Below are 23,410 nucleotides of genomic sequence, written 5' to 3' on the forward strand. Positions count from 1 at the left end.
GGATGCCCCCCGCCTGCCTACAGACAGGGCGATGCGCGCGCTTTTGCTCCTTCCGATCCTTCTTGTCGCGGCCTGTTCGACCCCTGCGGTCGACCCACCGCCGCTCCATGGCCGCGCGGGCGAATCGCTCGACCCGCGCCTGCCGGTTGCCGTGACGCAGCTGCCGCGCGAGGCCGATCCCACCCTCCTTTCCCGTCTAGAGGCATTGGTCGCCCAGGCGGCCGCGGGCTCGAACGCGTTCGACGCGCTCGCCGGCCAGGTCGTGCCCATCGTCGAGGCCGCGGATGCGCCCGGCTCGGAAGCGTGGACGGCCGCGCAGCAGGCGCTCTCGCGCCTCGATGCCGCGCGCGCGCCGGTCGCGACCGCGCTGGCCGATATCGACCGGCTCGCGACGGGCTCGATCGAGGAGCGCGAATGGGTCGCCCCGGCCGACCGCGAAGCGATCGCCACCGCGAGCGCCGCGGTCGCGAGGATCGACGAGCGCCAGTCGGCGCTGATCGACCGCCTGACCGGTCACCTCAGCCCCTAGCGCGCCATTCGTACTTGGTGATCAGCCACTGCCGCGCGGGGCCATAGCGCTCCGAATAGACGGCATCGTGATAGGCGAGCGCGGGATCCTCGATCATGCCGAGCCGCAGCATCAGCGTCTGGCTAGCCGTATTGCCGCCGACCGTGACCGCGCTGACCCGCGCCGCCCCGTACCGCTCGAACGCGAGTTCGAGCGCCTTTTCTGCCGCTTCGCGCGCATAGCCCTTCCCCCATGCACTTTCGCGGAAGCGCCAGCCGATCTCCATCTCGCCCGGATTGGGCGCGCCCTCATAGTTGAGGCGCTTCAACCCGCAGAAACCGAGCATCTCGTCGTCGTCCAGTCGCTCCACGATCCAGAAGGTGAAGCCGAAGTCGCGCTCATAGCCTTGCAGGCGCTCGAACCCCTCGCACCATTTCTCGTAGGCCTGCACTCCGCCCAGCCACTGCATCACGGCCGGCGTATTCATGATGTCGTAGAAACGCCTGCAATCGTCCGCCTGCCAGCTTCGCAATCGAAGGCGTTCAGTCCGTGCTTGAAAGGTCATCGATCCCCGTCCGCCGCGCGAAGAAATAGAGAAGCGAGCCGACAGCAGCAAAGCCGCCAAGGGTCAACCACTGATCGGGCGTCGTCTGGGTCGCTGCCCAGATCGAAAGGAGCAACGCGATCGGCGCGGCAATGGCAATGGTCGTGTTGACGACCGCCAGCCCCGCCCGCGCACGCAGCCGCGGCAGCGAGACGATCGACGCGATGTAGGCCACCAGCCGCGCCACGGTCGACATGATCGCGAGGACGAGGAAATCGTCGACCAGCGCGAACAGGGTGATCAGCACGAACAGGAACAGGATCGAGTTGGCGGGCGTCCCCCAGCGCGAAACCTTGCCGAACCAGGCGGGCAGCAGCCCGTCGTCGGCAAGCGCCGAAGGCATCCGGCTGGTCGACGTATAACCCGCAGTGAGGTTGGCCAGCACCGACACGACGATGGTCGCCGCGATCAGCAGCGCACCGACATCGCCCCAGTGAAGCCGCGCCAGCTCGGTGATCGGCGCCTCGGGCCCGGACCCGGCGATGACCGAGTGACTGTAGGCCCATTGCAGCCCGAAATAGATCAGCGTCACGAGCGCCAGGCTAAACAGCAAGGCGCGCGGCATGGCCCGCTTCGGATTGCGAGTCTCGCCCGCAGGCACGGTCGCGTTCTCGAACCCGACGAACGCGTAGAGGGCACCGAGCGCGATTCCCTCGACCGCGCCGAATTGCGGCAGCACGACCGGACCGGGCGCGGAGGCGGCCGCGATGCCGACGATCACAAGCAGGACGAGCGGGAGAAGTTTGACCACCGTCATTGCGCCGAGCGCCGAGACAGCCCTGCGCACGCCGATGACGTTGATGATAGCAAGGAAGGAGAAGATCGCGACGATCGCGACCGTCTTGGCTGCCCCCTCCCCGATCGCGGGCCATAGCGCTGCGGCATAGGCGATCAGCACGAGCACGTTGGCCCCGAAGCTGATCACACGCGCGGCGTAATAGGTCCAGCCGATGACAAACCCCGGATAGGCTCCCCATGCGTCGCCGACGAAGCGTTGCGGGCCACCCGAGCGATCGGTCAGCTTCGTCAGTTCGGCGAAGCAAATGACGATGCTCATCACGAGCAGCCCGCCGATCAGCAGCAGCCACGGCGCGAATGTTCCGACAGCCTGATGCAGAACCTCGGGAAGCCCGAAAATCCCCGCGCCGATCAACCCGTTGACCACTAGGAAGGCGACGCCAAGCGTCCCCATGTCGCGGCGATACTTGCCGCCGTCGCTCATGCGATTTTCCGCGCGATCTCCAGCGCGTGATAGGTGAGGATGCCGGTACACCCGGCGCGCTTGAAGGCGACGAGCGTCTCCATGATCATCGCGTCGCGGTCCCCCGCCCCGCTGGCCGCCGCCGCTTCGAGCATCGCGTACTCGCCGCTGGTCGAGTAAGCGAAAATCGGCGCTTCGAACGCGTCGCGCACGCGGGCGATCACGTCGAGATAGGCAAGCCCCGGCTTCACCATCACGAAGTCGGCTCCCTCGTCGAGATCCTGCTCGATTTCGCGCAGCGCTTCGGCGCTGTTGCGAAAGTCCATCTGGTAGCCACGCTTGTCGCCCTTCAGGCGATCTCCCGATCCGACCGCCTCGCGGAAGGGGCCGTAGAAGGCGGAAGCATATTTGGCGGCGTAGGCCATGATCGCGGTGTCGGGATGCCCGTTTTCCTCGAGCACCTCGCGGATCGCGCCGATGCGGCCGTCCATCATGTCCGACGGTGCGACGATGTCCGCCCCGGCGCGCGCCTGGACGATCGCCTGTTGCGCGAGCACCGCCACGGTGCGGTCATTGTCGACGCTGCCGTCATTGGCGAGCAACCCGTCATGGCCGTGGCTGGTGTAGGGATCGAGCGCAACGTCGGCCATCACGCCGATGTCGGGGACCGCGTCCTTGATCGCGGCGATGGCGCGGCAGACGAGATTGTCGGCGTTGAGCGCTTCCTTGCCGTCGTCGCTGCGCCGGTCGGCGGGCGTATTGGGAAACAGGGCCACCAGCTTGATCCCTGCATCGCGCGCCTCTTTCGCCCGCTCGACGAGGAAGTCGATGCTCCAGCGCGAGACGCCGGGCAGCGTCGCGATCGGCTGTTCTTCGTTCTCGCCATCGACGACGAACAGCGGCCAGACGAGATCGCTCGGGTGGAGGCGATGTTCGGCCAGGAGGTCGCGCATCCATGCCGATTGGCGGCCGCGGCGCAGGCGAAGGGCGGGGAAATGGCTCATGGCCAAGCGCTCTAGCGTGAAGCGCCCACGGAAAGAAAGACGGATTGGCGCATTGAGGGGCCATGGACAGTGGCGTTCCCGACAAGGCGATCCTGGTGGTCAACGCGATGAGCCGGCGCGGTGAAGACGCGTTCGAGGAGGCCTGCAAGCTGCTCGAGGAAGCCGGGATCGACCTGATCGAGCGCCATGCGGTCGACAATCCCGACGACCTCGCGCCGACCATCGAAAAGGCGATCGACAAGGCGCCCATGGTGATCGTGGGCGGCGGCGACGGGACGATTTCCAGCTTCGCAGGCAGCTTCAAGGACAAGGACACCGTGCTCGCGCCGCTCCCACTCGGCACCGCCAACAGCTTCGTGCGCACGCTGGGCCTGCCCGTCGACCTGCCGCAAGCGGTCGAGGCGATCGCCAAGGGGAAGGTCGAGCGCATCGATCTCGGCTGCATCGATGGTCACTGGTTCGCCAACGTCGCCGCGCTCGGCCTGTCGCCGCTGATCGCCGAGACGATCCCCGACAAGCTCAAGAAGTATCTCAGCTTCCTCGGCTACATGCTGTGGGCGGCCTACATGGTATTCCGCTTCCGCCCGTTCCGGCTGACGGTCGAAGTCGACGGGAAGCGCGACGTGCACTGGGCAACCGAGGTGCGGATCGCCAACGGCAATTTCCACGGCGGGGTCGAGCTGGTCGAGGATGCCGACATCGAGGACGGGCGGATCACCGTGCAGGCGATTACCGGCAAGTCGCTGTGGCACCTCGCGTGGAGCTGGCTGACCACCGTGCTGCACCTGCGCGCCCGCGAGCAGACCTGGACCGAGTGGGAAGCGCCCAGCCTCAAGCTCGACACGCGCCCGCGCCGCAAGATCAGCGTCGACGGCGAGATCCGCGCCTCGACCCCGTGCGAAGTCAAGGCCGCGCCCAGGGCGATCCGGGTGGTCGTGCCGGCCTAGCCGAGGCGCGAAAGCGCGGCGCGGAGGCGGTCGGCCTCTTCCTTGCGCTCCGCATGATCGGCGCGGGCCTTTTCGACCGCTTCGGGCTTGGCGCGTTCGACGAAGTTGGGATTGTTGAGGCGCCCCTCGAGGCTCTTCACTTCCTTGTCCGCCGCTTCTGCGGCCTTGGCGAGGCGCGCGCGCTCGGCATCGAGGTCGATCGCGTCGGCCAGCGGGACGGCATAGCTTTTGCCCGCGACGACAATCTGCGCCGACCCGGCCGGCGCGCTGTCGATCGGCTCGCCCCAGTCGGCCTTGCCCTGCCGGTCGAGCGCGGACGCCGCATCGGTGCGGCCGCCATCGAGCGGGTGGAGCGTCAGGCGGCTCGACCACGGGATGTTCAGTTCGGCGCGCAATGCGCGGACTTCGCTGACGAGCGCGACGGTCCAGTCGATCTCGCTCTTTGCCTCGGCATCGACGCCGGCTTCGGGCTCGGGCCACTTCGCCGTGATCAGCGGGTAGTGGTCGCGCTCGCCCGCGCCCATCGCGCCCCATAGCTCTTCGGTGACGAAGGGCATGAAGGGGTGGAGCATGACGAGAATCTGGTCGAACGCCCAGGCGGCGACAGCCTTCGTCTCCTCGTCCATCTCCCCCTTGATGAGTTCGAGATACCAGTCGCAGAACGTGCCCCACGCGAAGTGGTAGATGGCATCGGCCATGCCGTCGAAGCGCAGTTCGTCGAAGGCCTTTTCGAGCTTGGCCAGCGTCTCGACGACTTCGCCGATGATCCACTTGTTGACGGGCTTGGCGGCATCCGGCGCGGCGATCGTATCGGATGCGCCGATGCCGTTGGCCTGCAGGAAGCGCGCGGCGTTCCAAATCTTGGTGGCGAAGTTGCGATAGCCCTCGACGCGCTTGTTATCCATCTTGATGTCGCGGCCCTGGCTTTCCATTGCCGCCATGAAGAAGCGAAGCGCGTCGGCGCCATATTTGTCGACGAGGCCAAGCGGGTCGACGACATTGCCCTTCGACTTCGACATCTTCGCGCCATCGGCAGCGCGCACGAGGCCGTGAAGGTAGAGGCGCGGCCACGGGTTCTCGCCCGTCAGCTGGCGCCCCATCATCATCATGCGCGCATCCCAGAAGAACAGGATGTCGAAGCCCGAGATGAGCAAGTCGTTGGGGTAGTGCTTGTCTATTCGGGATTTCGCAGCGTTCCAGTTATCCCATTCCGCACGTTTTTCGTTCCACTCTGCGACCACCATCGGGTCTGGGTCTTGATGCTGAGAGTATATAGACTGTTTAAGACTATAGCCCGCCATCCTGGGCTCCTGACCCAAAGGCCAGCCGAGTGTCGCGAACGGCCACAGCGCCGAGGAGAACCATGTGTCGAGCACGTCCTCGTCGCGCCAAATGGGTATTTTATTTTCGTCCCAGAAAGCATCTTCGGCAGCGTCGGCGTTTTCTACGACGATGACATTCTCAGGAGAAAAGTCGTCGTTTATCACCGATGAGCTGAGGTAGTGACGTCGTGCAAGTTCGAGCGCTTCTTCCTCGCAAGTCGCAACAAAAACTTCAGTCCCCACAATTTTTGCACCCGTTGAGTGCACTTCATCAAATTTCATCCCATACCACGCCGGGATCTGATGGCCCCACCAGAGCTGGCGGCTGACGCACCAGGGTTGGATGTTTTCCATCCAGTTGAAGAAGGTTTTCTCCCACGTCTTGGGGACGATCTCGATGTCGCCATTCCGCACCGCCTCGATAGGCTTCTGCGCGAGCTTTTCGGCATCGACATACCATTGATCGGTGAGCCATGGCTCAATCACCACGCCGCCGCGATCGCCGAATGGCGTCTGGATGGTACGCGGCTCGGCGTCGTGTTCGACGCCTTCCTTGTCGACATGCGGGATGAGGAACCCGTCGGCCTTCATCCGCGCGACGACTGCTTCGCGCGCGCCATCGACACCATCCTTCTTGAAGCGATGCAGGCCGAGAAATTCGTCGGGAATCAGCCCATCGGCGGTCTGGCAGACATTGCCGTTGCCATCGAGCATGTTGAGCATCTCGGCAGGCTTCATCCCCGCCCGCTTGCCGACGTCGAAATCGTTGAAGTCGTGGCCGGGCGTGATCTTCACGCAGCCCGAGCCGAGTTCAGGATCGGCATGTTCGTCGGCGACCACCGGGATCTGGCGGCCCGTGATCGGGTGATCGATCATCTTGCCGATGACCGACTGGTAACGCTCGTCCTCGGGATGCACCGCGACCGCCATGTCGGCGAGCATAGTCTCTGGCCGTGTCGTCGCGACCACCAGATAGTCCTTGCCCTCAGCCGTCTTCGCGCCGCCGCTGAGCGGATACTTGAAGTGCCAGAAGCCGCCCTTGGTCTCGATCGTCTCGACCTCGAGGTCGGAGATGGCCGTCTTCAGCTTGACGTCCCAGTTCACCAGCCGCTTGTCGCGGTAGATGAGCCCGTCATTGTAGAGGTCGACGAACACCTTCAAGACCGCGTCCGAGAAATGCGGGTCCATGGTGAACTGCTCGCGGCTCCAGTCCATCGAGCAGCCGAGACGGCGCAGCTGGCGCGTGATCTGCCCGCCGCTTTCTTCCTTCCACTCCCACACCTTCTGCACGAATTCCTCGCGCGAATAGTTGGTGCGCTTGTCCTGCCTGGCTTCCATCTGGCGCTCGACCACCATCTGGGTGGCGATGCCCGCATGATCGACGCCCACCACCCACAGCGCGTCCTTGCCGCGCAGCCGCTCGTAACGGATCATGATGTCCTGGAGCGTGTTGTCGAGCGCGTGCCCGATATGGAGCGAACCCGTCACGTTGGGCGGCGGATTGACGATCGTATAGGCCTCGGCGTCAGGGCGGTCGGGGCGGAACAGGCCCTTCTCTTCCCAGTGCTGGTACCACTTGGCCTCGATGGGGCCCGGTTCGAACGTCTTGGCAAGCTCGGTCATGGCGACAGCGCCTAGTGCGCCCGTCGCAAAGGTTCAACCGCTACTAGAGCTTCCAAGAGTCTTCGCGCGCCTCTGCGCTAAAGCTTGCGGGCGTGTTTGTGCGCCTCTGCGCTAGAGCTTGCGGCCGGTAATCCGACTGATTTCACGGCGGACATGTTCGTCGACGATGCCCGGCAATTTCTCGTCGAGCCACTGCTTAAGCATCGGACGCAGCATCTCGCGGATCATCTCTTCGAGCGGATTGCCTGCAGCCGCCTGCGGATCGGCCGCAGCGACCCCCGCCAGCTCCTCGAGCTTGGCGCGACTGGTGCCCGCAACATCCTCGTCCATCAGGACCGGCCCGGGGGCGAGCGGCGGCGCTGCCTCCATGCTCTCGTCGAGCTCGAGCACGTCTTCGACCGACGGTTCCTCTTGCGCCGCGACCGGCTCGGGGTCGCGCTCGCGAAATTCCTTTTCTTCCGCGATCACGCGTTTGATCGAGGCGAGAATATCTTCCATCGAGGGGTCCTGCGCACCTGCCATGCGCTCCCTATTGCCTATTGATCGGCGTCTGTCACGCCTTCGCTGAGCGCCGGGCGTTCTTCGGGAAGCACGGTCGAAGTGGCGATCGGCTCGGGATCGGGATCGCCCGCCCAGTCGCTCCAGTCGGCCGCCACCGCGCGATAATTGCCGAGCGGGTCGTAGAGCGGCCCGCCGTCCAGCCCCAGGTCCGCGGCCTCGGCCTGCCCCATCGCGTTGAGGAGACGAAAGCCTGCGACATAGGCGTCGCGCCGCGCGGTCACCAAGGCGACCTGCGCGTTGAGCAACTCCTGCTCGGCATTGAGCACTTCGAGGATGGTGCGCGTGCCGATCGAATTTTCGAGCCGGGCACCTTCGAGCGCCAGCTCGTTCGCCTCGACCGCCACCTCGTTGGCGGCAATCGCGCGCTGCGCGGCCTCGTAGGTCGCGAACGCCGAGCGGGTCAGCGCGACCACGCCGCGTTCGGTCGCGACGCGCTGTTCGAGCAACTGACCTTCGAACGCCTGGGCGCGGCGGATCTGTGCGGCGGGAAGACCGCCCTGATAGATCGGAATGCGCGAGGACAGGCCGACGCTGGTCACCGACCCGTCGCTATCGAGCCCGTCGTTGAAACTGTCGACATAGGTGCCGGACCCGACCGCCGAGACGGTCGGCAAGCGCGCTGCACGCGCCGCCTTGGTGTCGTAGCGGGCGGCCTGCGCCTGCGCGATGATCGCCTCGTAATCCGGATTTTCGCCCAATGCGATCTGGACCGCCGCCTCGGCCGTATCGGGCAGCGGGGGCAGCGGCGGCGGCGGTGCCAGCTCGTCGGCCGGCTTGTCGCCGATCACGCGGCGGAACGTCTCGACCGCCCCGGCCAGCCGCCCTTCGGCGGACGCGAGATTGGCCTGCGCCAGCTGGAGGCGAGCCTCCGACTGCGCGACATCGGTGCGGGTGACGTCGCCGATCTCGAAGCGGTCGCCGGTCGCCTGCAAGTTGGTGTCGAGCACGCGCACCTGGTTCTGGTTCAATTCGACGATGGCGCGGTTGAGGATCACGTCCATGTAGGCCGAAACCGCCTCGACGAAGACATCGCCTTCGACCGCGCGCAAGCTCGCGCGCCCCGCCTCGACCCGCGCCTTGGCCGCGCGGATATTGTTCTTCACGCGTCCGCCCTGGAATAGCGGCAGCGACAGGTCGGCGCCGACCGTGAGATCGAGCGACTTGTCGAGATTGGGCCCGAAGATGCCGCGGCGCGACAGGTCGCGGTCGATCCCCGCAATGGCGGACAAGGTCGGACGACTACCTGCGCGCGCGATCGCGACATTGGCATCGGCCGCCTTGAGCACTTCGCGCTCGGACGTCAGCGTGGGGTTGGTAACATAGGTCTGCGCGAGGGCTTCGCGCAGCGTATCGGTCTCGGCCTGCGCCGGCACAGCCAGCAGCGGAAGCGCCAGCAGGCTCATGGTGATCAGGCTCGACTTCGACACGTTGGGTACCCTCCCCGAAAAGATGCGCTCTTCTAGAACGCGAATGCCGCCGGACGCGAGAAGGCAGCGATGACCGGCACCTGTGCATCGACGAAGGGGCGCAGCGCGAGCTGTCCGCCCGACTTCACACCCTTGGCAAGCCGCGTGACGCCGTTCTCGAAGATGCCGCCGACCAACCGGCCGCCCTCGACGACCTGCTCGACGAGCGCGTCGCCCATCTCCTCTGCAGCGCCCACCAGCAGCACCAGATCGTAGGGGCCTTCCTTGGCCGCACCCTTTTCGAAGGCGCCCTTCTTCATGGTCACACCCTTGGTCTTCGGCCCGCTTTCCTCGTCAAGCGCCACGACCTCAAGCCCCATCTCGGCAAGCAGCGCCGCCGCATAGGACGCGCCGGGTCCGACGACGAGCGCCTTTTCCCCGGGCTTGGCCGCCGCCTCCATCAACATCGCACCGAGTGCAGCAGGCGCGATCAGCGCGCGCCCCTCGCCCAGCGGCACCGAGCGGTCGCGATAGGCGATCGCGGCAGCGCTTTCGGGCACATGGTGCTCGCGCGGCACCGCGGCGAATGCAGCGAGCACGGCCGCATCGGTCACGCCTTGCGGGCGCAGCTGGCTGTCGATCATGATCCGGCGGGCGGTCTGGGTGTCGACCATTGACTATTCTTCCTTATCTTTCGCTGTATCATGCCACTAATACAGTGTGGCTTCAACCGTCCTCTAAAGGGACGAACGCGCCTCGCCAAGCGCGGATGCGTGTCATTGGTCGAAACTTGGCGTTGACAAGCGCCCCCGCGCACGGCCAAAGCAGCGCCCGCACCACGCGAGGTCCGGTGGCGGAGTGGTGACGCAGCGGACTGCAAATCCGTGTACGCCGGTTCGATTCCGGCCCGGACCTCCATCCATTCTCAGGTTGCCGACCCCATGATTCATCGTCTTTCGCTCCGCCAGGTCCTGACACTCGGCAGCGCGCTCCTCCTTGCCGCCTGTGCGCCCCAGAAGCCTGCCGCCGAGCCGGTCGTCGAGGACGCCTGGGCGCGTTCGACCGTCGAAGGCCAGAAGATGGCCGCCGCCTACTTCACCTTGCGCAACGAGGGCGAGACCGAACTCAAGCTGACCGGCGTCTCGACGAACCGCGCGGGCAGTGCGAGCCTCCATCGCAGCGCGGTCGACAACGGTGTCGCGACTATGCGTCCGCTCGAAGGCGGTCTTCTCATCGAGCCGGGCGAAACGATCGCGTTCGAACCGGGCGGCGACCATGTCATGCTCGAGATGCTCGAAAAGCCTCTCGTCGAGGGCGAGACCTTCCCGATGACGCTCGAATTCGCGGCCGCGGCCCCGATCACTCTCGAGGTCAAGATCGTCGGGGCGGGCGAACGCTGATGCGGCGCCTCCGCCTCGCACTGTGGGCCCTCGTCGGGCTCGTCGCAGCGGGGATGGCGGCCTTCATTGTCACGTCGAAGCCCCCGGCGCCGCGCATGGAGACGCGTCCGGCGGACGATTACGCCTCGACCATCGGCGGCCCCTTCACGCTCGTCGACAGCGCAGGCGAACCGTTCTCGAGCACAAGGCTAGCCGGACGCCCGTACGCCATCTTCTTCGGCTTCACTCATTGCCCCGACGTCTGCCCCACGACCTTGGCCCGGCTGGTCGGCATGCGGGAGGAACTCGGCGCGGACAGTTTCGACATCGTCTTCGTGTCGGTCGATCCGGCCCGCGACGGCCCCGAGGAAATCGGGAAATATGGAAAGCTGTTCGAAACGCCGATCATCGGCCTGACCGGCAGCCAGGTGCAGATTGACAAGGTCAAGAAGCAGTTCGGCGTGTTCAGCGAAAAGGTCGGGACCGCCGAAAACTACAATGTCGACCACACCGCTAGCGTCTTCCTGATGGACGTGAACGGACAGTTCGTCGCCACCATCGCCCCAGAGGAAAGCCGCGAGACTGCGCTCGCCAAGCTCCGGCGGATCGCGGGCTAGTCCCGTTTCTCGACTTCCTCGAGCAGCCACGCCAGCGCGTCGAGACTCTCCGGCTCGTCGAACGAGGGCGCGTGCCCGACATCCTCGATTACGACCTCGCGCGAGTGGGGCAATGCTTCGGTCATGCGCCGGGCCATGTCGGCATTGAATAGGTCGCTGCGCGCGCCGCGCAGGATCATCACCGGCTTGTCCTTCAATCCCTCGAGCAGGTGCCACGCCGACATCGGCTCCTCTTCGGCCCCGGCGCGGACATTTTCCCCGATGCCCATGTCGTAGTCGAACCCGATCCGCCCGTCGGGAAAGCGCTTCATGCAACGCCGCACGAACCGCTCCCATTCGGCAAGACCCCAGCGCGGATAGACGTCGGTCATCCGTTCGCCGATCGCGGTAGCCGCAGAATTCCAGTCTTCGAACCAGACTTGCTGGCCGACATAGGTGCGGATGCGGTCGATCCCCTTGTCGACGACCTCGGGCGCGATGTCGTTGATGAGCGCACCCGCGATCCGTTCCTCGTCGGTCGACGAGAGCAACATCGTCACGATCCCGCCGAGCGAGGTACCGACGAAGACGGCCTCGGCAATCCCCAGCTGGTCGAGCAGCTTGAGGATGTCGCCGACATAGGTAGGCGGATGATAGCGGCTCGAATCCGGGTCGTAGCCACTCTCACCGCGCCCGCGATAATCGACCGCGATGACCCGCCAGTCGCCCGCGAACCTTTCCGCAACAGGTTCGAAATCGCGTGCGTTGCGAGTGAGGCCCGGAAGGCAAAGGATCGGCGGCTTGTCGTGCGGCCCGGCATAATCGCGATAGTGCAGCCGGATCCCCTCGGGGCTGTTCCAGCTGCGGTCCACATAATCGGCCATTGGCGCTTTCCCCGGGCTCATGGCTCCCCTATCGCTGGCCGATGGCCAAAAGCCAACCCGCCAGCGACGCCAAGCCCCCCATTCTCGAACTGGGTGGGCGTTTCTACGATCCCGTCGCGCCGGCCCCATTCCCGCAAGCGACCGAGCGCTTCTTCAACGCGCGCTGGGCGGAGCGGGTCGGGCTCGGCGATCTCGATGCCGTCCAACGCGAGGCCCATTTCGCTCGCTTCGAGCCACTTCCCGGCAATCTCGAGCGGCCGCTGGCGCTACGCTATCACGGCCACCAGTTCCGCCATTACAATCCCGACCTCGGCGACGGTCGCGGCTTCCTGTTCGCCCAGCTTCGCGACGATCGGGGTCGCCTGCTCGACCTCGGCACCAAGGGGTCGGGCCAAACGCCCTACAGCCGCTCGGGCGACGGGCGACTGACGCTCAAGGGCGGGGTGCGCGAGATCCTTGCCACCGAAATGCTCGAAGCACTGGGCGTCGACACGTCGAAGACGGTCGCGCTCTACGAGACCGGCGAGAGCCTGTGGCGCAGCGACGAGCCCTCGCCCACGCGTTCGTCCGTCCTCACTCGCCTCGGGCACGGCCATATCCGCATCGGCACCTTCCAGCGCATGGCGTTCGAGCGCGACACCGACGCGATCGAGACACTGACCGACTATTGCCTGCGCCATCTCTACCGGGAAACGTCGGCGGGCGACGCCGCCGGAGACGCAGCGCTTTTGTTCGATCTCGTCGCGTCGGCCACCGCCACGCTGGCCGCGTCCTACATGGCGGCGGGCTTCGTCCACGGCGTACTCAACTCGGACAATATCGCGATCACCGGCGAGAGTTTCGACTACGGCCCGTGGCGCTTCGCGCCCCATTGGGATCTCGACTTTACCGCTGCCTATTTCGACGAGACCGGCCTCTACGCCTTCGGTCGCCAGCCTGAGGCGATCCAGTGGGACCTCGCCCAGCTCGGCGGCTGCCTGTCGCTGATCGCCCCTGCCGACGCGCTCGAGCCGATCCTCAACGACTGGGGCGAGCGCTTCCACCGCGCCATCACCACAGCCCTCCTCACCCGCCTCGGCGTCACCCCGCGCGGCGAGCCGCACGACCGCGACCTCGCGCGCGCCCTCGTCGCAGCGCTTGCAGAGAAGACAGTCACCATCGATCGCGCCCTCTTCGACTGGCGCGGTGGACGCGATCCCGGCGGCGAGAACTACGCCGCGCCCGCCTTCCGCGCGCTGGCCGAGGCGCTTGCGCCATACGAGGGCGAACGCGGTACCCACCCCTACTGGAGCGACGAGGCACCCTGCTCGATGCACATCGAGGAGGTCGAGGCGATCTGGGACGCCATCGCGCAGGACGACGACTGGCAGCCGCTCAACGACAAGCTCACCGCGATCCGCCGCATGGGCGAGGCGATGGACAATCCGGCTTGACGCCAGCGTGCCGCAATGGGAAGCGAGGCCACCCATGGCCGAGACCCTAACCTCCTACGAGCCCGCCACCGGCGCCGAGATCTGGACCGGCGAAGTCGGCGATCCCGCGCCGATGGTCGAAGCCGCGCGCGGCGCGTGGGCGAAATGGGCCGCACACAGCTTCGCCTACCGCACCGAAACGCTACGCCGCTTTGCCAATGTCGTGCGCGGCAAGGAACAGGAATTCGCCGACCTGATCGCGCGCGAGACGGGCAAGCCCTATTGGGAAGCCCAGACCGAGGTCGCCGCGGTCGTCGGCAAGGTGGAGATCTCGATCACCGCCCATTCCGAACGCACGCCCAGCCGCAAGGCCGAGGCCGCGTTGGGCAACAAGGTGTCGGTGCGTCACAAGCCGCACGGCGTGCTCGCCGTCCTCGGCCCCTACAATTTCCCCGCGCACCTGCCCAATGGCCACCTTGTCCCCGCCTTGCTCGCAGGCAACGCGGTCGTCTTCAAGCCGTCGGAAAAGACCCCGGCCAGCGGCCAGTTTCTCGTCGACTGCTTCCACGAAGCGGGCGTGCCGAAAGAAGTGCTCCACATCGTCCATGGCGGTCCCGCGACCGGCAAGGCGCTCGCCTCCGATCCCGGCATCGACGGCCTGCTCTTCACGGGCTCGGCGCGCGCGGGCATGGCACTCCACAAGCAGTTCGCCGACACGCCGCACAAGATCCTCGCGATCGAGGCGGGCGGAAACAACCCGCTGGTCGCCTGGGACGTCAAGGACATCCATGCCGCGGCCGCGATCATCGCGCAGTCGGCCTACCTCTCGGCGGGCCAGCGCTGCACCTGCGCGCGCCGCCTCATCGTCCCCGAGGAAGGCCACGAGCAATTGCTCGACGAACTCTTGAAGCTGATCGATCGCATGATCGTCGATCATCCGCACGCCGACCCGCAGCCCTTCATGGGCCCGCTGATCGACGTCGCTGCGGCGGACCATGTGCAAAGCCAGTTCATGAACCTCATGATGAAGGGCGGCACCCCGATCCGCCGGCTCGACCGCCCGTTCGAGGAGCGACCCTACCTCACCCCTGCGCTGATCGACGTCACCAACGTCAAGGATCGGCCCGACGAGGAAATCTTCGGCCCGGTCCTCCAGCTCGTGCGCGTGCGCGACTTCGACGAGGCGATCGACGTCGCCAACCAGACCCGCTTCGGGCTGGCGGCTAGCGTGCTGACGCGCACGCCCGAAAATTACGACAAGTTCTGGGCCAACGTCCGCGCGGGCGTAATCAACTGGAACAAGCCGACCAACGGCGCCCCCTCGACCGCGCCGTTCGGCGGGGTCGGCATTTCGGGCAACCACCGCCCCAGTGCCTTCTACGCCGCCGACTATTGCGCCTATCCGGTGACCAGCGTCGAAAGCGAGCTGTGCCGCGCACAGATCGGCCAGGGTCTGCGCGACCCCGTGATGCTTGAGGACTAGGGCCTAGCCCCGCATTTCCGGATAATAGCTGTCGTCCGCCACGTCGCTGAAACGCGTCACTTGGCGGTCGAACTTCATCATCACCTTGCCCGTCGAACCGTGACGCTGCTTGGCGACGATCAGCTCGGCCAGACCGTAGAGACGGTTCATCTCTTCTTGCCATTCGGCAAAGTTGGGATGGTCGTCCTCAGGCTTTCGCATTTCGAGATAATAGTCGCCGCGATAGACGAACCAGACCATGTCGGCGTCCTGTTCGATCGAGCCGGATTCGCGCAGGTCCGACAGCTGCGGGCGCTTGTCTTCGCGCTGCTCGACCGCACGGCTGAGCTGCGACAACGCGATTACCGGCAGGTCGAGTTCCTTGGCGAGCTGCTTGAGGCCGCGGCTGATCTCGGAAATTTCCTGGACGCGGTTTTCCGCCCCGTTGCGCCCGGTGCCCTGAAGCAGCTGGAGATAGTCGACAACGACCATTCCGATGCCCTTCTGGCGCTTGAGCCGACGCGCGCGGGTGCGCAGCGCCGCGATGGTGAGACCGGCCGTGTCGTCGATATAAAGCGGCAGGTTGGCGAGTTCGGCCGAGGCACGCGCGAGATTCTTGAACTCCTCGCGCGAGATCTTGCCCATGCGCAGCTTTTCGGAACTGATGCCGCTCTCGGCGGCGAGCACGCGGGTCGCGAGCTGGTCGGCCGACATTTCGAGGCTGAAGAAGGCAACCGGCGCGCCCGCGCTCTTTTCGGGCGGAATACCGTCCTGCTGGTCGCGCACGAAACGCTGCGCGCAGGCGAAGGCCATGTTCATCGCCAGCGACGACTTGCCCATGCCCGGACGGCCCGCGAGGATCACGAGATCGGATCGCTGGAGACCGCCGCTCTTGCTGTTCACGCCCTCGATGCCGGTCGTGTAGCCCGACAGGTGCCCGCCGAAGTTCAAGGCCTTCTCGGCCATTTCGAGCGCCAGTTTCGAAGCGTCGCCGAAGCTCTTGGCCTTGCCTTCCGCGCCGCCTTCCTCGGCCACGCGATAGAGCTCGCTCTCGGCGCGTTCGATCTGGTCGAGCGGCGCGACTTCGTCAGACGTGTCGAGCGCGCTCTCGACGAGATCGCGGCCGACGCCGACCAGCGCGCGCAGCAGCGCAAGGTCGTAGACCTGGGCTGCGAAATCCTTCGCGCCGATGATGCTCGCGCCCGACCCCGTCAGCTTGGCGAGGTAGGACGGCCCGCCCACCTCGCGCATCGCCTCGTCCGCCTCGAACAGTGGCTTCAGGGTCACCGGGTTGGCGATCATGTTCTTGTCGGTCATGCGCAGGATCTGCTCGTAGATCCGGCCATGGAGCGGCTCGTAGAAATGCTCGGCGCGCAGCTTCATCTGCACGTCCTCGACGAGCCTGTTGTCGATCATCATCGCGCCCAGCAGCGCGGCTTCCGCCTCGACGTTATGGGGTAGGGTCTGTTCGGCGTTCGAGCCCCCGCTCTCGCCAATCTGAATCACTTCGGCCATGGGATGACAGCTTATAGCAGATTGCGGCCCGTGAACGCGCCACCCGATTTTTCCAGTGGACGAAATGTGGATAAGTCCAACGATTGCGTGGACAGGATTTCCCCGCCACACAATGGGGCCATGAGCATCCTTTCCGACAAGTGGATTCGCGAGCAGTCCCAGACAAACGGCATGATCGAACCCTTCGTCGAGGCGCAGCGCCGCGAAGGGAATATCAGCTACGGCCTGTCCTCCTACGGCTACGACGCGCGCGTCGCGGACGAATTTAAGATCTTCACCAACGTCGATTCATCGGTGGTCGACCCTAAGGCTTTCGATCCCAAGAATTTCGTCGATCGCCAGACCGACTGCTGCATCATCCCGCCCAACAGCTTCGCGCTGGCGCGCACGGTCGAATATTTTCGCATTCCCGAGGACGTGCTCGTCATCTGCCTTGGCAAATCGACCTATGCGCGCTGCGGGATCATCGTGAACGTCACGCCCCTGGAGCCCGGCTGGGAAGGCCATGTGACGCTCGAATTTTCCAACACCACGCCGCTGCCCGCCAAGATCTACGCGAACGAAGGCGCGTGCCAGTTCCTGTTCCTCAAGGGCAACGAGCGCTGCGAGACGAGCTACAAAGACCGCGCCGGCAAATATATGGGCCAGCGCGGCGTGACGTTGCCGAAACTCTGATCACTCGGCGCAGGGAATGCGCGTGGCCTTTAGCATGATCGGCGGTAGCGGATTGCCCTCGGCGTCGAGCGCGTGGTGGACGCGCATCCACTGGTTGGGGCCCAGCCGCGTGAAGGTCGCCTCAAAGCCTTTGCGCTCGGGATAGACCTGCGTCATCACCGGCTCGCCCTTGTCGTTGAGCGAGGCGACGAGATGCTGGGCGGAAAAACCCGGGCGGTTGAGCCACACCATCTCCCAGGTGCCGTCGTCGCGCTTCATGCGCACGTTGACGCCGCGACCCTTGTCCTCTTCGAAGCCGGGATCGACATTGTACCACTCGTCGATAATCGCGGTGCCGCCGAGCCCGTAGCGCCCGTTCCAGCGCGAGGGCGGCGTGTTGGGCCGCGGCGGCGACCATTGCGTGCCCGTCCACATATGGCCGGTGACCGAGAAGTCGCCGATCAGGAAATCGAAGTCCTTCAGCGCCTCGCGCTGTTCGGGCGTGGCCTCGCCGGTCTCGCAGGTAGCGGGCGCGACACCCTCCGGGATCTGCGCGAGCGCGAGGCTCGCCATCATCGTCAGCAGCATGAAAAAACTCCCCGCGCCATGGATGGAACGGGGAGTTCAATCGCCGGGCGACCTAATGGCCAAGCCCGGTTCGACGAAGGGTCAGGCCTCGTCGACCACCTCGGCCGCGGGGCCGTTCTTGAGGATCGAATCGATCGCGTTCTTGGCGCTAGACTTGGACGAGTATCCCTCGGTGAAGAAGATCTTCTCGCCATTATATTCGAAGCTCACGCGGAACTCGCCGCGCTTGTCCTTGCGGATGAAAAACTTGTGGGCCACGTTGCTACTCCTTCGGCGGGTGATACGGAAATGCAGGCTGTCAGGCGACCGGTGAACGGTCAACCGCAGTGCTTCTCGACATAGTCTGCAAAGGCATTGGCGAACTGGCGCACCACCTTTTCGAGGCCCGCGTCGGCGATCGTCCCGTCAAGCGCGACCTTGTCGTCGTTGACCCCGCCCCAATAGGCTTCGGGTTGGCCCATGTCGGGCATGTCGAGCGTCTTGATGCACGGCAGCAGCGCAAGGTTGCCGTTTTCCGCGCCGGTCGATCCGGGAGTGGCCGAAAAGACCGCGCAGGGCTTGCCGATCAGCACGCCCTTGCCCTTGGGGCGCGACCCGACGTCGATCGCGTTCTTGAGCGCGCCGGTCATCGAGCGATTATATTCGGGGCTGGCGAACAGCACCGCGTCGCACTCGCGTACCATGTCGCGATACGCTTCCCATTCGGGTGGACGATCGTCTCCGTCCGTGTCCTGGTTGTAGAGCGGAAGTTCGCCGATCGGGACGTCGACGATCTCGAACCGGTCCGCGGTCATCGCCGCGACCGCCTTTCCGAGGCGGCGGTTGAAACTCTTTTCGCGGATCGACCCGCAGATGAAGGCGACTTTGGGTTTGGCCATGGCGTGCTCCGATGATGGGGATTTCTCCCCCAACGGGCAGGCGGGGCGCGGGTTTCCCTAGCGCTTCTTCCCCTTGTCGCGGCGTCGGCCGCCGGAATCGGGGCGGCGCTTGCGCGATCCGTCGCGGCGCTCGTCCTTCTCGCGGCGGCCCTTGCCCCGGCGAGGACCATCACGCCTGTCCTGGCTATCGCCGCCATAGCTGCCTTCGGGCAGTTCGAAGCGCAGCGCGCCCGAGGCGGGATCGGCTTCGACCAACCTGAGCTGGAGCCGCTGGCCCGAGCGATATTCCTCGCCGCTATCGTCGCCCACCAGCGCTTGGCGCTTCTCGTCGTAGCGGAAATATTCGCGGCCCAGCGTCTTGGCGAGGACCAGCCCGTCGCCCCCCAGCCCTTCGACCGTGGCGAAGAAGCCGAACGGCTGGACGCCGGTGATGCGCACGTCGACCAGCTGGCCGACGCGGTCGGCGAGATAGGCGGCGACATAGCGGTCGATCGTCTCGCGCTCGGCCTCCATCGCGCGCCGCTCGAGCGCCGAGATCGTTTCGCCGATGCGCGAGAATTCCTCCCCCTCGCCCTTGGGCAGCCCGCCGTCACCGAGCCTGTAGGCATCGACCAGCGCGCGGTGGACGAGAAGGTCGGCATAGCGGCGTATGGGCGAGGTGAAATGCGCGTAGCTGCCCAGCGACAGGCCGAAATGGCCGAGCGGCTCGGGCCCGTAGCGCGCCTGCATCTGGCTCCGGAGGATCTGCTCGGTGATCTCGGTTTTGTTGTCGTGATCGGGACCGATGCGCTCGAGGATGCGGTTGAACGTCTTCGGCGTGATGACCTGGCCCAGCGCGAAGCTGATCCCGAACGTGTCGAGATACTCCTTGAGCGTGGAAAGCTTCTCGCGGTCGGGCTGCTCGTGGATGCGGTACATCACCGGCGCCTTCTTCTTCTCGAGCGCCTTGGCGGCCGCGACGTTGGCCGCGATCATGTAGTCCTCGACCAGCCGGTGCGCATCGAGGCGCTCGCGCGGGGCGACCGACATGATGCGGCCTTTCTCGTCGAGCACGACGCGGCGTTCGGGCAAATCGAGTTCGAGCGGCTCGCGCTTCTCGCGCGCCTTGAGCAAGGCAGCCCAGCAGCCCCAGAGCGGCCTCAACGCCTTGTCGACCAGGTCGGCATCGACCCGGTCCTTCTCGCCGTCTATCGCGGCCTGCGCATCCTCGTAGGCGATGTTGCCGGCCACGCGGATCACCGCGCGGGTGAAGCGGAAGGCGGTCAGTCCGCCGTCGGAACCGATGGTCAGGTGGCAGGCCATCGCCGCGCGATCCTGCCCTTCCTTGAGCGAGCAGATATCGGCCGACAATTCCTCGGGCAGCATCGGCACGACGCGGTCGGGGAAGTAGACCGAGTTGCCGCGCTTTCTCGCCTCGCGGTCGAGTTCGGAGCCGGGGCGGACGTAGAAGCTGACGTCGGCGATCGCGACGATCGCGCGCCATCCACCCTCGTTGTCGGGATCGGGCTCGGCCCAAATCGCATCGTCATGGTCGCGCGCATCTTCGGGGTCGATCGCAACGATGGGAAGATGGCGCAAATCCTCGCGCTTGTCGCCGAGCGGCTGCTTGGAGACCTTCTCGGCCTCGGCGATCACGCTTTCGGGAAATTTGTCGCGGATGCCGTGCTTGTGGATCGCGATCAGGCTGAAGCTGCGCGGAGCGAACGGGTCGCCGAGCACCGCGTCGACTTTGGCGCTGACATGCGAGCCCTTGCCGACCGGCTCGGCCAGCACGAGGTCGCCGACCTGCGCCTCGCCGAGATCGGACAGCGGGAAGTGACGCCGCTGCTTCTTGTCGATCGGGGCGAGGAAGTGGCGACTGCCTTCTTGGTGGACAACGCCCATCAGCAATTCTGCCGAGCGGGCGAGCTTCTTCATGACGTGGGCGACATGTCCCTTCCCGCGCTCTTCGGTACGCGCGAGGATCCGGTCGTTGAGTGACAAGGACGAGCGCCGCCCGCGCTCGATCACGCGCAGCTTGGGCGGCGGGGTTTCAGCGTGCCACTGCTCGGGCGTCGCCCAGACTTCACCATCGTCGGTCGAAATGACCCGCAGCACGGTAACGCGCGGGACGCCGCCCATCTTGTGGAAGGCTCGCCCGCGGCCGCTATCGATCAGCCCCTCGTCGGCCATGTCGTTGAGCATGCGCTTCAGATGGATCTTGTCGTTGCCCCGAATGCCGAACGCGCGCGCGATCTCGCGCTTGCCCGCGGGCTGGTCGGACGATTCGATGAATTCGAGGATCTGCTTGGGGGTCGGAAGACCCTGGGCGCCCTTGGGCGGTGTCTTGGCCATGCCCTGCCATCGCACGGACCCGCAGAAAGTGCCACCGGAAGCGGATTTTGGAATCGACCTTAAAACAGGTTAAGCTGTCGGCAGGTGAGGTCGTAGGAGTAGCGTCGATGTTCAAAAGACTGTTCGCGGTCGCAATGGTCGCCATGTTGGGAATGACCGCTCCTGCGGCAACGCAGGTCGCCAAGCTGCCCGCTCCCAAAGTGACCGTCCAAAAGCCCACAACGGTGGTCGCGCCAACGCTCAAGGCGAAACTCCCGCCTGAGGTGCTGCAGGGCATTCTCAAGACCAAGATCAACGCGCCGACCAAGGTCGCACCCATCGAAGCGAAAACGCGCCCGAACCTTCCTCGCCGTGAGGCGACAAGACGAGGCGGTAGCGCAACCCCTTGGGGACAAATCTACGTCCTCGCGCCGTCCGATCGCGTGATCCACTACCCGTCCGGCGGGGCAACCACGATAGGACTTGCGGGTCCGAAATATGATGGCTTCAATGTAGAGGTTCTCAAGATCCTGTCGCCCCCCGAGAATTGCGACACACGCTGCAAGCAGGTGGTGCAGTATTTCAACGAAAAGCTGGCCGCAGCACGGTGGGTCGACGGCGAGACGACCATCGAACCTAGCGCACAGATCAGGGGGATGTGTCCTAGTCGGACCGATCCTAATTGCGCACGCGATCCGCTCGTGCCGGCCGGGGCCCTCACTCAAGCGACACGTATCGGATTGGAGCAATTCCTCGAAGAGGGCCTTCAACGCGCTACCTATGAAATGCGCGTCGGGAAGGGTCGCACTCATGCCTATAGCAAGCCGAACGGGCTGACCGTGCTCGACCCGGACACTATTCATGTCGAAGAGGATGCCGACGGTGACGGTGTGGAAGCGATCGAAGCTGGTGGCAGCGATTGCGATGACACGGACTCGAACCGCTTCCCCGGCAACCCGGAGGTCGCCGACGCAGAAGGTCATGACGAGGATTGCGACGTCTCGACGATCGGAGACGTTGATCAAGACAATGACGGATTCATCTCGATGCAGGCGTTCAACGTTCACGACGACGGTGTTCACGAGACGCGCGGCACCGACTGCAACGATCGCAATCTCAAGGTGAATCCGATGGCGATCGATTTCATGAACAATTATGACGACGACTGCGATGGCACAGTCGACGAGGATGACCCGGCGTCTCCATCCTATATTCCACCGGACGCCTACTAGGCAGGCCAACCCAATGAAAAAGGGCGGCCCCGCGAGGAGCCGCCCTTCTTATTTCGACTGCGCCGCGCTTACTTGCTGACGACGCCAATCGGGTCGGGATTGCCGTCCGGATCGTTCTTGACGGTGCCGCTGGTCTGCGGGTTGCCGCCCGTCGCGAGCAGGATACCGGCAAGATGCGGCGAGGCCATCGAGGTGCCCGACAGCGTCGAATAGCCGTTACCCTTGTAGGTCGAGAGGATCGACGAGCCGGGCTCGGCATAGTCGACCGGCGGGTTGCCGTAATTCGAGAAGCTCGACCAGCTGTCGCTGCTGGTCATCGAGCTCACCGTGTAGACGTTGGCGCCATTGGCGCTCGCCGGGCTCTTGGTGTTGGCGTCGGTCGACTCGTTGCCGGCCGCGAGCGCGAAGTGGATGCCGTTGGCCGCCGCGGCGATGACCGCGTCGTTGAGAGCCTGGCTGTACCCGCCGCCCAGGCTCATGTTGGCGACGTCGCCCGGCGCACCGTTGGCGGCGACATGGTCGACACCCGCGATGATGCCGGAATAGCTGCCAGAGCCGCGACGGTTGAGAACGCGCACCGCGATCACCTTCGCGCCGGGCGCAACGCCGATCACGCCGATCGAGTTGTTGACTGCAGCGACGGTGCCCGCGACGTGGGTACCGTGCCCGTTGAGGTCCTCGGGGCTGCTCTCGCGCTCGACGAAGTTGACCGAGCGGCCGACATCGACGTTGAGATCCTCGTGGTCGAGATCGATGCCGGTGTCGATGATCCACGCGACGTTGCTGCCGGTATAGTTCGCCAGGCCCTTGACGCGCGAGATGCCGTAGGGGGTCGACTGGGACGGCGAGCCGCCGCCCGAACCGGGCTTGGCCTTGTTGCTGGGTGCCTTGGGGGTCGGATAAAGATCGACGGTCGCGATCTGGTCCTGTTCGCAATCGGCAACCGGGCTGCCGCCGCGCTTCATCGCCGCCTTGGGATTGCCCATGCTGTTTTCGTTGGGCATGCGCACCGCAAAGCCGCGGATCGTGTTCTTGTAGTCGCGCATGACGGTGCCGCGCACCGTGTCGGCCGCGCGCTTCGAAGCCGACACGACCTCGCCCTTCGAAACCGACGCATCGAAGGTGCAGATATATTGGCCCGGGATGTACTCGGGCTGGGCGAGAGCCGGAGACGCCACCGCGACCGCCGAAACACCGGCGGCCAGAACGATCAGATTCTTCATGTAATTTCCCCGCTGACTGAATGTGAGCGGGGCCATGCTTCTCACGGAATTTTGCAGGGTCAAGTTCGTTAATCGACGTGGGAGTCGATTGGAATGCA

22 protein-coding genes and 1 tRNA gene are annotated in these 23,410 nt (G+C 65.3%); 9 read left to right on the plus strand and 14 right to left on the minus strand.

Annotation, left to right across the window (positions count from 1 at the left end):
• Positions 1-31: 31 nt before the first annotated feature.
• Positions 32-529 (plus strand): hypothetical protein, encoded by a 498-nt coding sequence (locus NNY25_RS09980; RefSeq protein WP_265571239.1) that lies wholly within the window; start codon positions 32-34, stop codon positions 527-529.
• On the opposite strand, the gene NNY25_RS09985 is transcribed toward NNY25_RS09980, so the two are convergent.
• The 3 genes from NNY25_RS09985 to hemB are packed head-to-tail and all read right to left on the minus strand — an operon-like array spanning position 519 to position 3,317.
• Positions 519-1,073, minus strand: coding sequence for a GNAT family N-acetyltransferase (locus tag NNY25_RS09985; RefSeq protein WP_265571241.1), 555 nt, complete (start codon positions 1,071-1,073; stop codon positions 519-521). The genes NNY25_RS09980 and NNY25_RS09985 overlap by 11 nt on opposite strands.
• A complete protein-coding gene (locus tag NNY25_RS09990; protein ID WP_265571242.1) occupies positions 1,051-2,334 on the minus strand; it encodes an APC family permease in 1,284 nt (427 codons plus the stop codon). Before NNY25_RS09990 ends, NNY25_RS09985 begins: the two co-directional genes overlap by 23 nt.
• Positions 2,331-3,317 (minus strand): porphobilinogen synthase, encoded by a 987-nt coding sequence (gene hemB, locus NNY25_RS09995; protein ID WP_420854342.1) that lies wholly within the window; start codon positions 3,315-3,317, stop codon positions 2,331-2,333. Before hemB ends, NNY25_RS09990 begins: the two co-directional genes overlap by 4 nt.
• Positions 3,318-3,379: 62 nt before the next feature.
• On the opposite strand from hemB, the gene NNY25_RS10000 reads away from it, so the two are divergent.
• Entirely contained in the window at positions 3,380-4,264 is an 885-nt protein-coding gene (locus NNY25_RS10000; RefSeq protein WP_265571244.1) for a diacylglycerol/lipid kinase family protein, read from the plus strand.
• On the opposite strand, the gene NNY25_RS10005 is transcribed toward NNY25_RS10000, so the two are convergent.
• From NNY25_RS10005 to NNY25_RS10020, 4 genes are all read right to left on the minus strand, one after another.
• The gene (locus NNY25_RS10005) at positions 4,261-7,209 is read right to left on the minus strand and encodes a valine--tRNA ligase (RefSeq protein WP_265571246.1); all 2,949 of its coding nucleotides are present in this window, start codon (positions 7,207-7,209) and stop codon (positions 4,261-4,263) included. The genes NNY25_RS10000 and NNY25_RS10005 overlap by 4 nt on opposite strands.
• Positions 7,210-7,320: 111 nt before the next feature.
• The gene (locus NNY25_RS10010; RefSeq protein ID WP_265571247.1) at positions 7,321-7,731 is read right to left on the minus strand and encodes a DUF2497 domain-containing protein; all 411 of its coding nucleotides are present in this window, start codon (positions 7,729-7,731) and stop codon (positions 7,321-7,323) included.
• A 14-nt stretch (positions 7,732-7,745) separates the two neighbouring features.
• Complete coding sequence (locus tag NNY25_RS10015) at positions 7,746-9,197, minus strand: TolC family outer membrane protein (protein ID WP_265571248.1); 1,452 nt, start codon at positions 9,195-9,197, stop codon at positions 7,746-7,748.
• 32 nt (positions 9,198-9,229) lie between these two features.
• Entirely contained in the window at positions 9,230-9,850 is a 621-nt protein-coding gene (locus tag NNY25_RS10020) for a protein-L-isoaspartate O-methyltransferase family protein (RefSeq protein WP_265571250.1), read from the minus strand.
• Between the two features lie 170 nt (positions 9,851-10,020).
• On the opposite strand from NNY25_RS10020, the gene NNY25_RS10025 reads away from it, so the two are divergent.
• The 3 genes from NNY25_RS10025 to NNY25_RS10035 all read left to right on the plus strand — a co-directional run bounded on the left by NNY25_RS10025 (position 10,021) and on the right by NNY25_RS10035 (position 11,172).
• Positions 10,021-10,094, plus strand: a tRNA-Cys gene (locus NNY25_RS10025).
• Positions 10,095-10,117: 23 nt separating this feature from the next.
• Positions 10,118-10,576, plus strand: a complete 459-nt coding sequence (locus tag NNY25_RS10030) for a copper chaperone PCu(A)C (protein ID WP_265571252.1) — start codon at positions 10,118-10,120, stop codon at positions 10,574-10,576.
• Entirely contained in the window at positions 10,576-11,172 is a 597-nt protein-coding gene (locus tag NNY25_RS10035) for an SCO family protein (RefSeq protein ID WP_265571255.1), read from the plus strand. The genes NNY25_RS10030 and NNY25_RS10035 overlap by 1 nt, the downstream gene beginning before the upstream one ends.
• Here NNY25_RS10035 and NNY25_RS10040 read toward each other — a convergent pair.
• A complete protein-coding gene (locus NNY25_RS10040) occupies positions 11,169-12,035 on the minus strand; it encodes an alpha/beta fold hydrolase (protein WP_265571257.1) in 867 nt (288 codons plus the stop codon). The two genes, NNY25_RS10035 and NNY25_RS10040, sit on opposite strands and share 4 nt — an antisense overlap.
• A 41-nt stretch (positions 12,036-12,076) precedes the next feature.
• On the opposite strand from NNY25_RS10040, the gene NNY25_RS10045 reads away from it, so the two are divergent.
• A complete protein-coding gene (locus tag NNY25_RS10045; RefSeq protein WP_265571259.1) occupies positions 12,077-13,468 on the plus strand; it encodes a protein adenylyltransferase SelO family protein in 1,392 nt (463 codons plus the stop codon).
• Between the two features lie 34 nt (positions 13,469-13,502).
• A complete protein-coding gene (astD, locus tag NNY25_RS10050) occupies positions 13,503-14,930 on the plus strand; it encodes a succinylglutamate-semialdehyde dehydrogenase (protein ID WP_265571261.1) in 1,428 nt (475 codons plus the stop codon).
• Between the two features lie 3 nt (positions 14,931-14,933).
• Here astD and NNY25_RS10055 read toward each other — a convergent pair whose 3' ends face one another.
• A complete protein-coding gene (locus NNY25_RS10055) occupies positions 14,934-16,424 on the minus strand; it encodes a replicative DNA helicase (RefSeq protein ID WP_265571262.1) in 1,491 nt (496 codons plus the stop codon).
• Between the two features lie 120 nt (positions 16,425-16,544).
• On the opposite strand from NNY25_RS10055, the gene dcd reads away from it, so the two are divergent.
• Complete coding sequence (dcd, locus tag NNY25_RS10060; RefSeq protein ID WP_265571264.1) at positions 16,545-17,099, plus strand: dCTP deaminase; 555 nt, start codon at positions 16,545-16,547, stop codon at positions 17,097-17,099.
• Here the strand turns inward: dcd and NNY25_RS10065 are convergent, their stop codons facing one another.
• The 4 genes from NNY25_RS10065 to rnr all read right to left on the minus strand — a co-directional run bounded on the left by NNY25_RS10065 (position 17,100) and on the right by rnr (position 20,878).
• Positions 17,100-17,666 (minus strand): hypothetical protein, encoded by a 567-nt coding sequence (locus NNY25_RS10065; protein ID WP_265571265.1) that lies wholly within the window; start codon positions 17,664-17,666, stop codon positions 17,100-17,102. It lies immediately after the preceding gene.
• An 81-nt stretch (positions 17,667-17,747) separates the two neighbouring features.
• On the minus strand, positions 17,748-17,924 hold the full coding sequence (locus NNY25_RS10070) for a YegP family protein (RefSeq protein ID WP_265571267.1): 177 nt from the start codon (positions 17,922-17,924) through the stop codon (positions 17,748-17,750).
• A 59-nt stretch (positions 17,925-17,983) separates the two neighbouring features.
• Positions 17,984-18,544 (minus strand): NADPH-dependent FMN reductase, encoded by a 561-nt coding sequence (locus tag NNY25_RS10075; protein WP_265571268.1) that lies wholly within the window; start codon positions 18,542-18,544, stop codon positions 17,984-17,986.
• Between the two features lie 57 nt (positions 18,545-18,601).
• The gene (gene rnr, locus NNY25_RS10080) at positions 18,602-20,878 is read right to left on the minus strand and encodes a ribonuclease R (protein WP_265571269.1); all 2,277 of its coding nucleotides are present in this window, start codon (positions 20,876-20,878) and stop codon (positions 18,602-18,604) included.
• Between the two features lie 107 nt (positions 20,879-20,985).
• Here rnr and NNY25_RS10085 point away from each other — a divergent pair, with 107 nt between their 5' ends.
• Positions 20,986-22,089, plus strand: a complete 1,104-nt coding sequence (locus tag NNY25_RS10085) for a putative metal-binding motif-containing protein (RefSeq protein WP_265571270.1) — start codon at positions 20,986-20,988, stop codon at positions 22,087-22,089.
• Between the two features lie 68 nt (positions 22,090-22,157).
• Here the strand turns inward: NNY25_RS10085 and NNY25_RS10090 are convergent, their stop codons facing one another.
• Complete coding sequence (locus NNY25_RS10090; protein ID WP_265571272.1) at positions 22,158-23,312, minus strand: S8 family serine peptidase; 1,155 nt, start codon at positions 23,310-23,312, stop codon at positions 22,158-22,160.
• Positions 23,313-23,410: the final 98 nt, after the last annotated feature.

It is taken from the genome of Sphingomicrobium nitratireducens (genome assembly GCF_026157035.1).
In the GTDB taxonomy this organism is placed as follows: domain Bacteria; phylum Pseudomonadota; class Alphaproteobacteria; order Sphingomonadales; family Sphingomonadaceae; genus Sphingomicrobium; species Sphingomicrobium nitratireducens.

Excerpts from the sequence above, each read along its gene's own strand:
- NNY25_RS09980 (WP_265571239.1), top strand. The coding sequence starts at position 32 with ATGCGCGCGCTTTTGCTCCTTCCGATCCTTCTTGTCGCGGCCTGTTCG.
- NNY25_RS09985 (WP_265571241.1), bottom strand. The coding sequence starts at position 1,073 with ATGACCTTTCAAGCACGGACTGAACGCCTTCGATTGCGAAGCTGGCAG.
- NNY25_RS09990 (WP_265571242.1), bottom strand. The coding sequence starts at position 2,334 with ATGAGCGACGGCGGCAAGTATCGCCGCGACATGGGGACGCTTGGCGTC.
- hemB (WP_420854342.1), bottom strand. The coding sequence starts at position 3,317 with ATGAGCCATTTCCCCGCCCTTCGCCTGCGCCGCGGCCGCCAATCGGCA.
- NNY25_RS10000 (WP_265571244.1), top strand. The coding sequence starts at position 3,380 with ATGGACAGTGGCGTTCCCGACAAGGCGATCCTGGTGGTCAACGCGATG.
- NNY25_RS10005 (WP_265571246.1), bottom strand. The coding sequence starts at position 7,209 with ATGACCGAGCTTGCCAAGACGTTCGAACCGGGCCCCATCGAGGCCAAG.
- NNY25_RS10010 (WP_265571247.1), bottom strand. The coding sequence starts at position 7,731 with ATGGCAGGTGCGCAGGACCCCTCGATGGAAGATATTCTCGCCTCGATC.
- NNY25_RS10020 (WP_265571250.1), bottom strand. The coding sequence starts at position 9,850 with ATGGTCGACACCCAGACCGCCCGCCGGATCATGATCGACAGCCAGCTG.
- NNY25_RS10030 (WP_265571252.1), top strand. The coding sequence starts at position 10,118 with ATGATTCATCGTCTTTCGCTCCGCCAGGTCCTGACACTCGGCAGCGCG.
- NNY25_RS10035 (WP_265571255.1), top strand. The coding sequence starts at position 10,576 with ATGCGGCGCCTCCGCCTCGCACTGTGGGCCCTCGTCGGGCTCGTCGCA.
- NNY25_RS10040 (WP_265571257.1), bottom strand. The coding sequence starts at position 12,035 with ATGGCCGATTATGTGGACCGCAGCTGGAACAGCCCCGAGGGGATCCGG.
- NNY25_RS10045 (WP_265571259.1), top strand. The coding sequence starts at position 12,077 with ATGGCCAAAAGCCAACCCGCCAGCGACGCCAAGCCCCCCATTCTCGAA.
- astD (WP_265571261.1), top strand. The coding sequence starts at position 13,503 with ATGGCCGAGACCCTAACCTCCTACGAGCCCGCCACCGGCGCCGAGATC.
- NNY25_RS10055 (WP_265571262.1), bottom strand. The coding sequence starts at position 16,424 with ATGGCCGAAGTGATTCAGATTGGCGAGAGCGGGGGCTCGAACGCCGAA.
- dcd (WP_265571264.1), top strand. The coding sequence starts at position 16,545 with ATGAGCATCCTTTCCGACAAGTGGATTCGCGAGCAGTCCCAGACAAAC.
- NNY25_RS10065 (WP_265571265.1), bottom strand. The coding sequence starts at position 17,666 with ATGCTGCTGACGATGATGGCGAGCCTCGCGCTCGCGCAGATCCCGGAG.
- NNY25_RS10075 (WP_265571268.1), bottom strand. The coding sequence starts at position 18,544 with ATGGCCAAACCCAAAGTCGCCTTCATCTGCGGGTCGATCCGCGAAAAG.
- rnr (WP_265571269.1), bottom strand. The coding sequence starts at position 20,878 with ATGGCCAAGACACCGCCCAAGGGCGCCCAGGGTCTTCCGACCCCCAAG.
- NNY25_RS10085 (WP_265571270.1), top strand. The coding sequence starts at position 20,986 with ATGTTCAAAAGACTGTTCGCGGTCGCAATGGTCGCCATGTTGGGAATG.
- NNY25_RS10090 (WP_265571272.1), bottom strand. The coding sequence starts at position 23,312 with ATGAAGAATCTGATCGTTCTGGCCGCCGGTGTTTCGGCGGTCGCGGTG.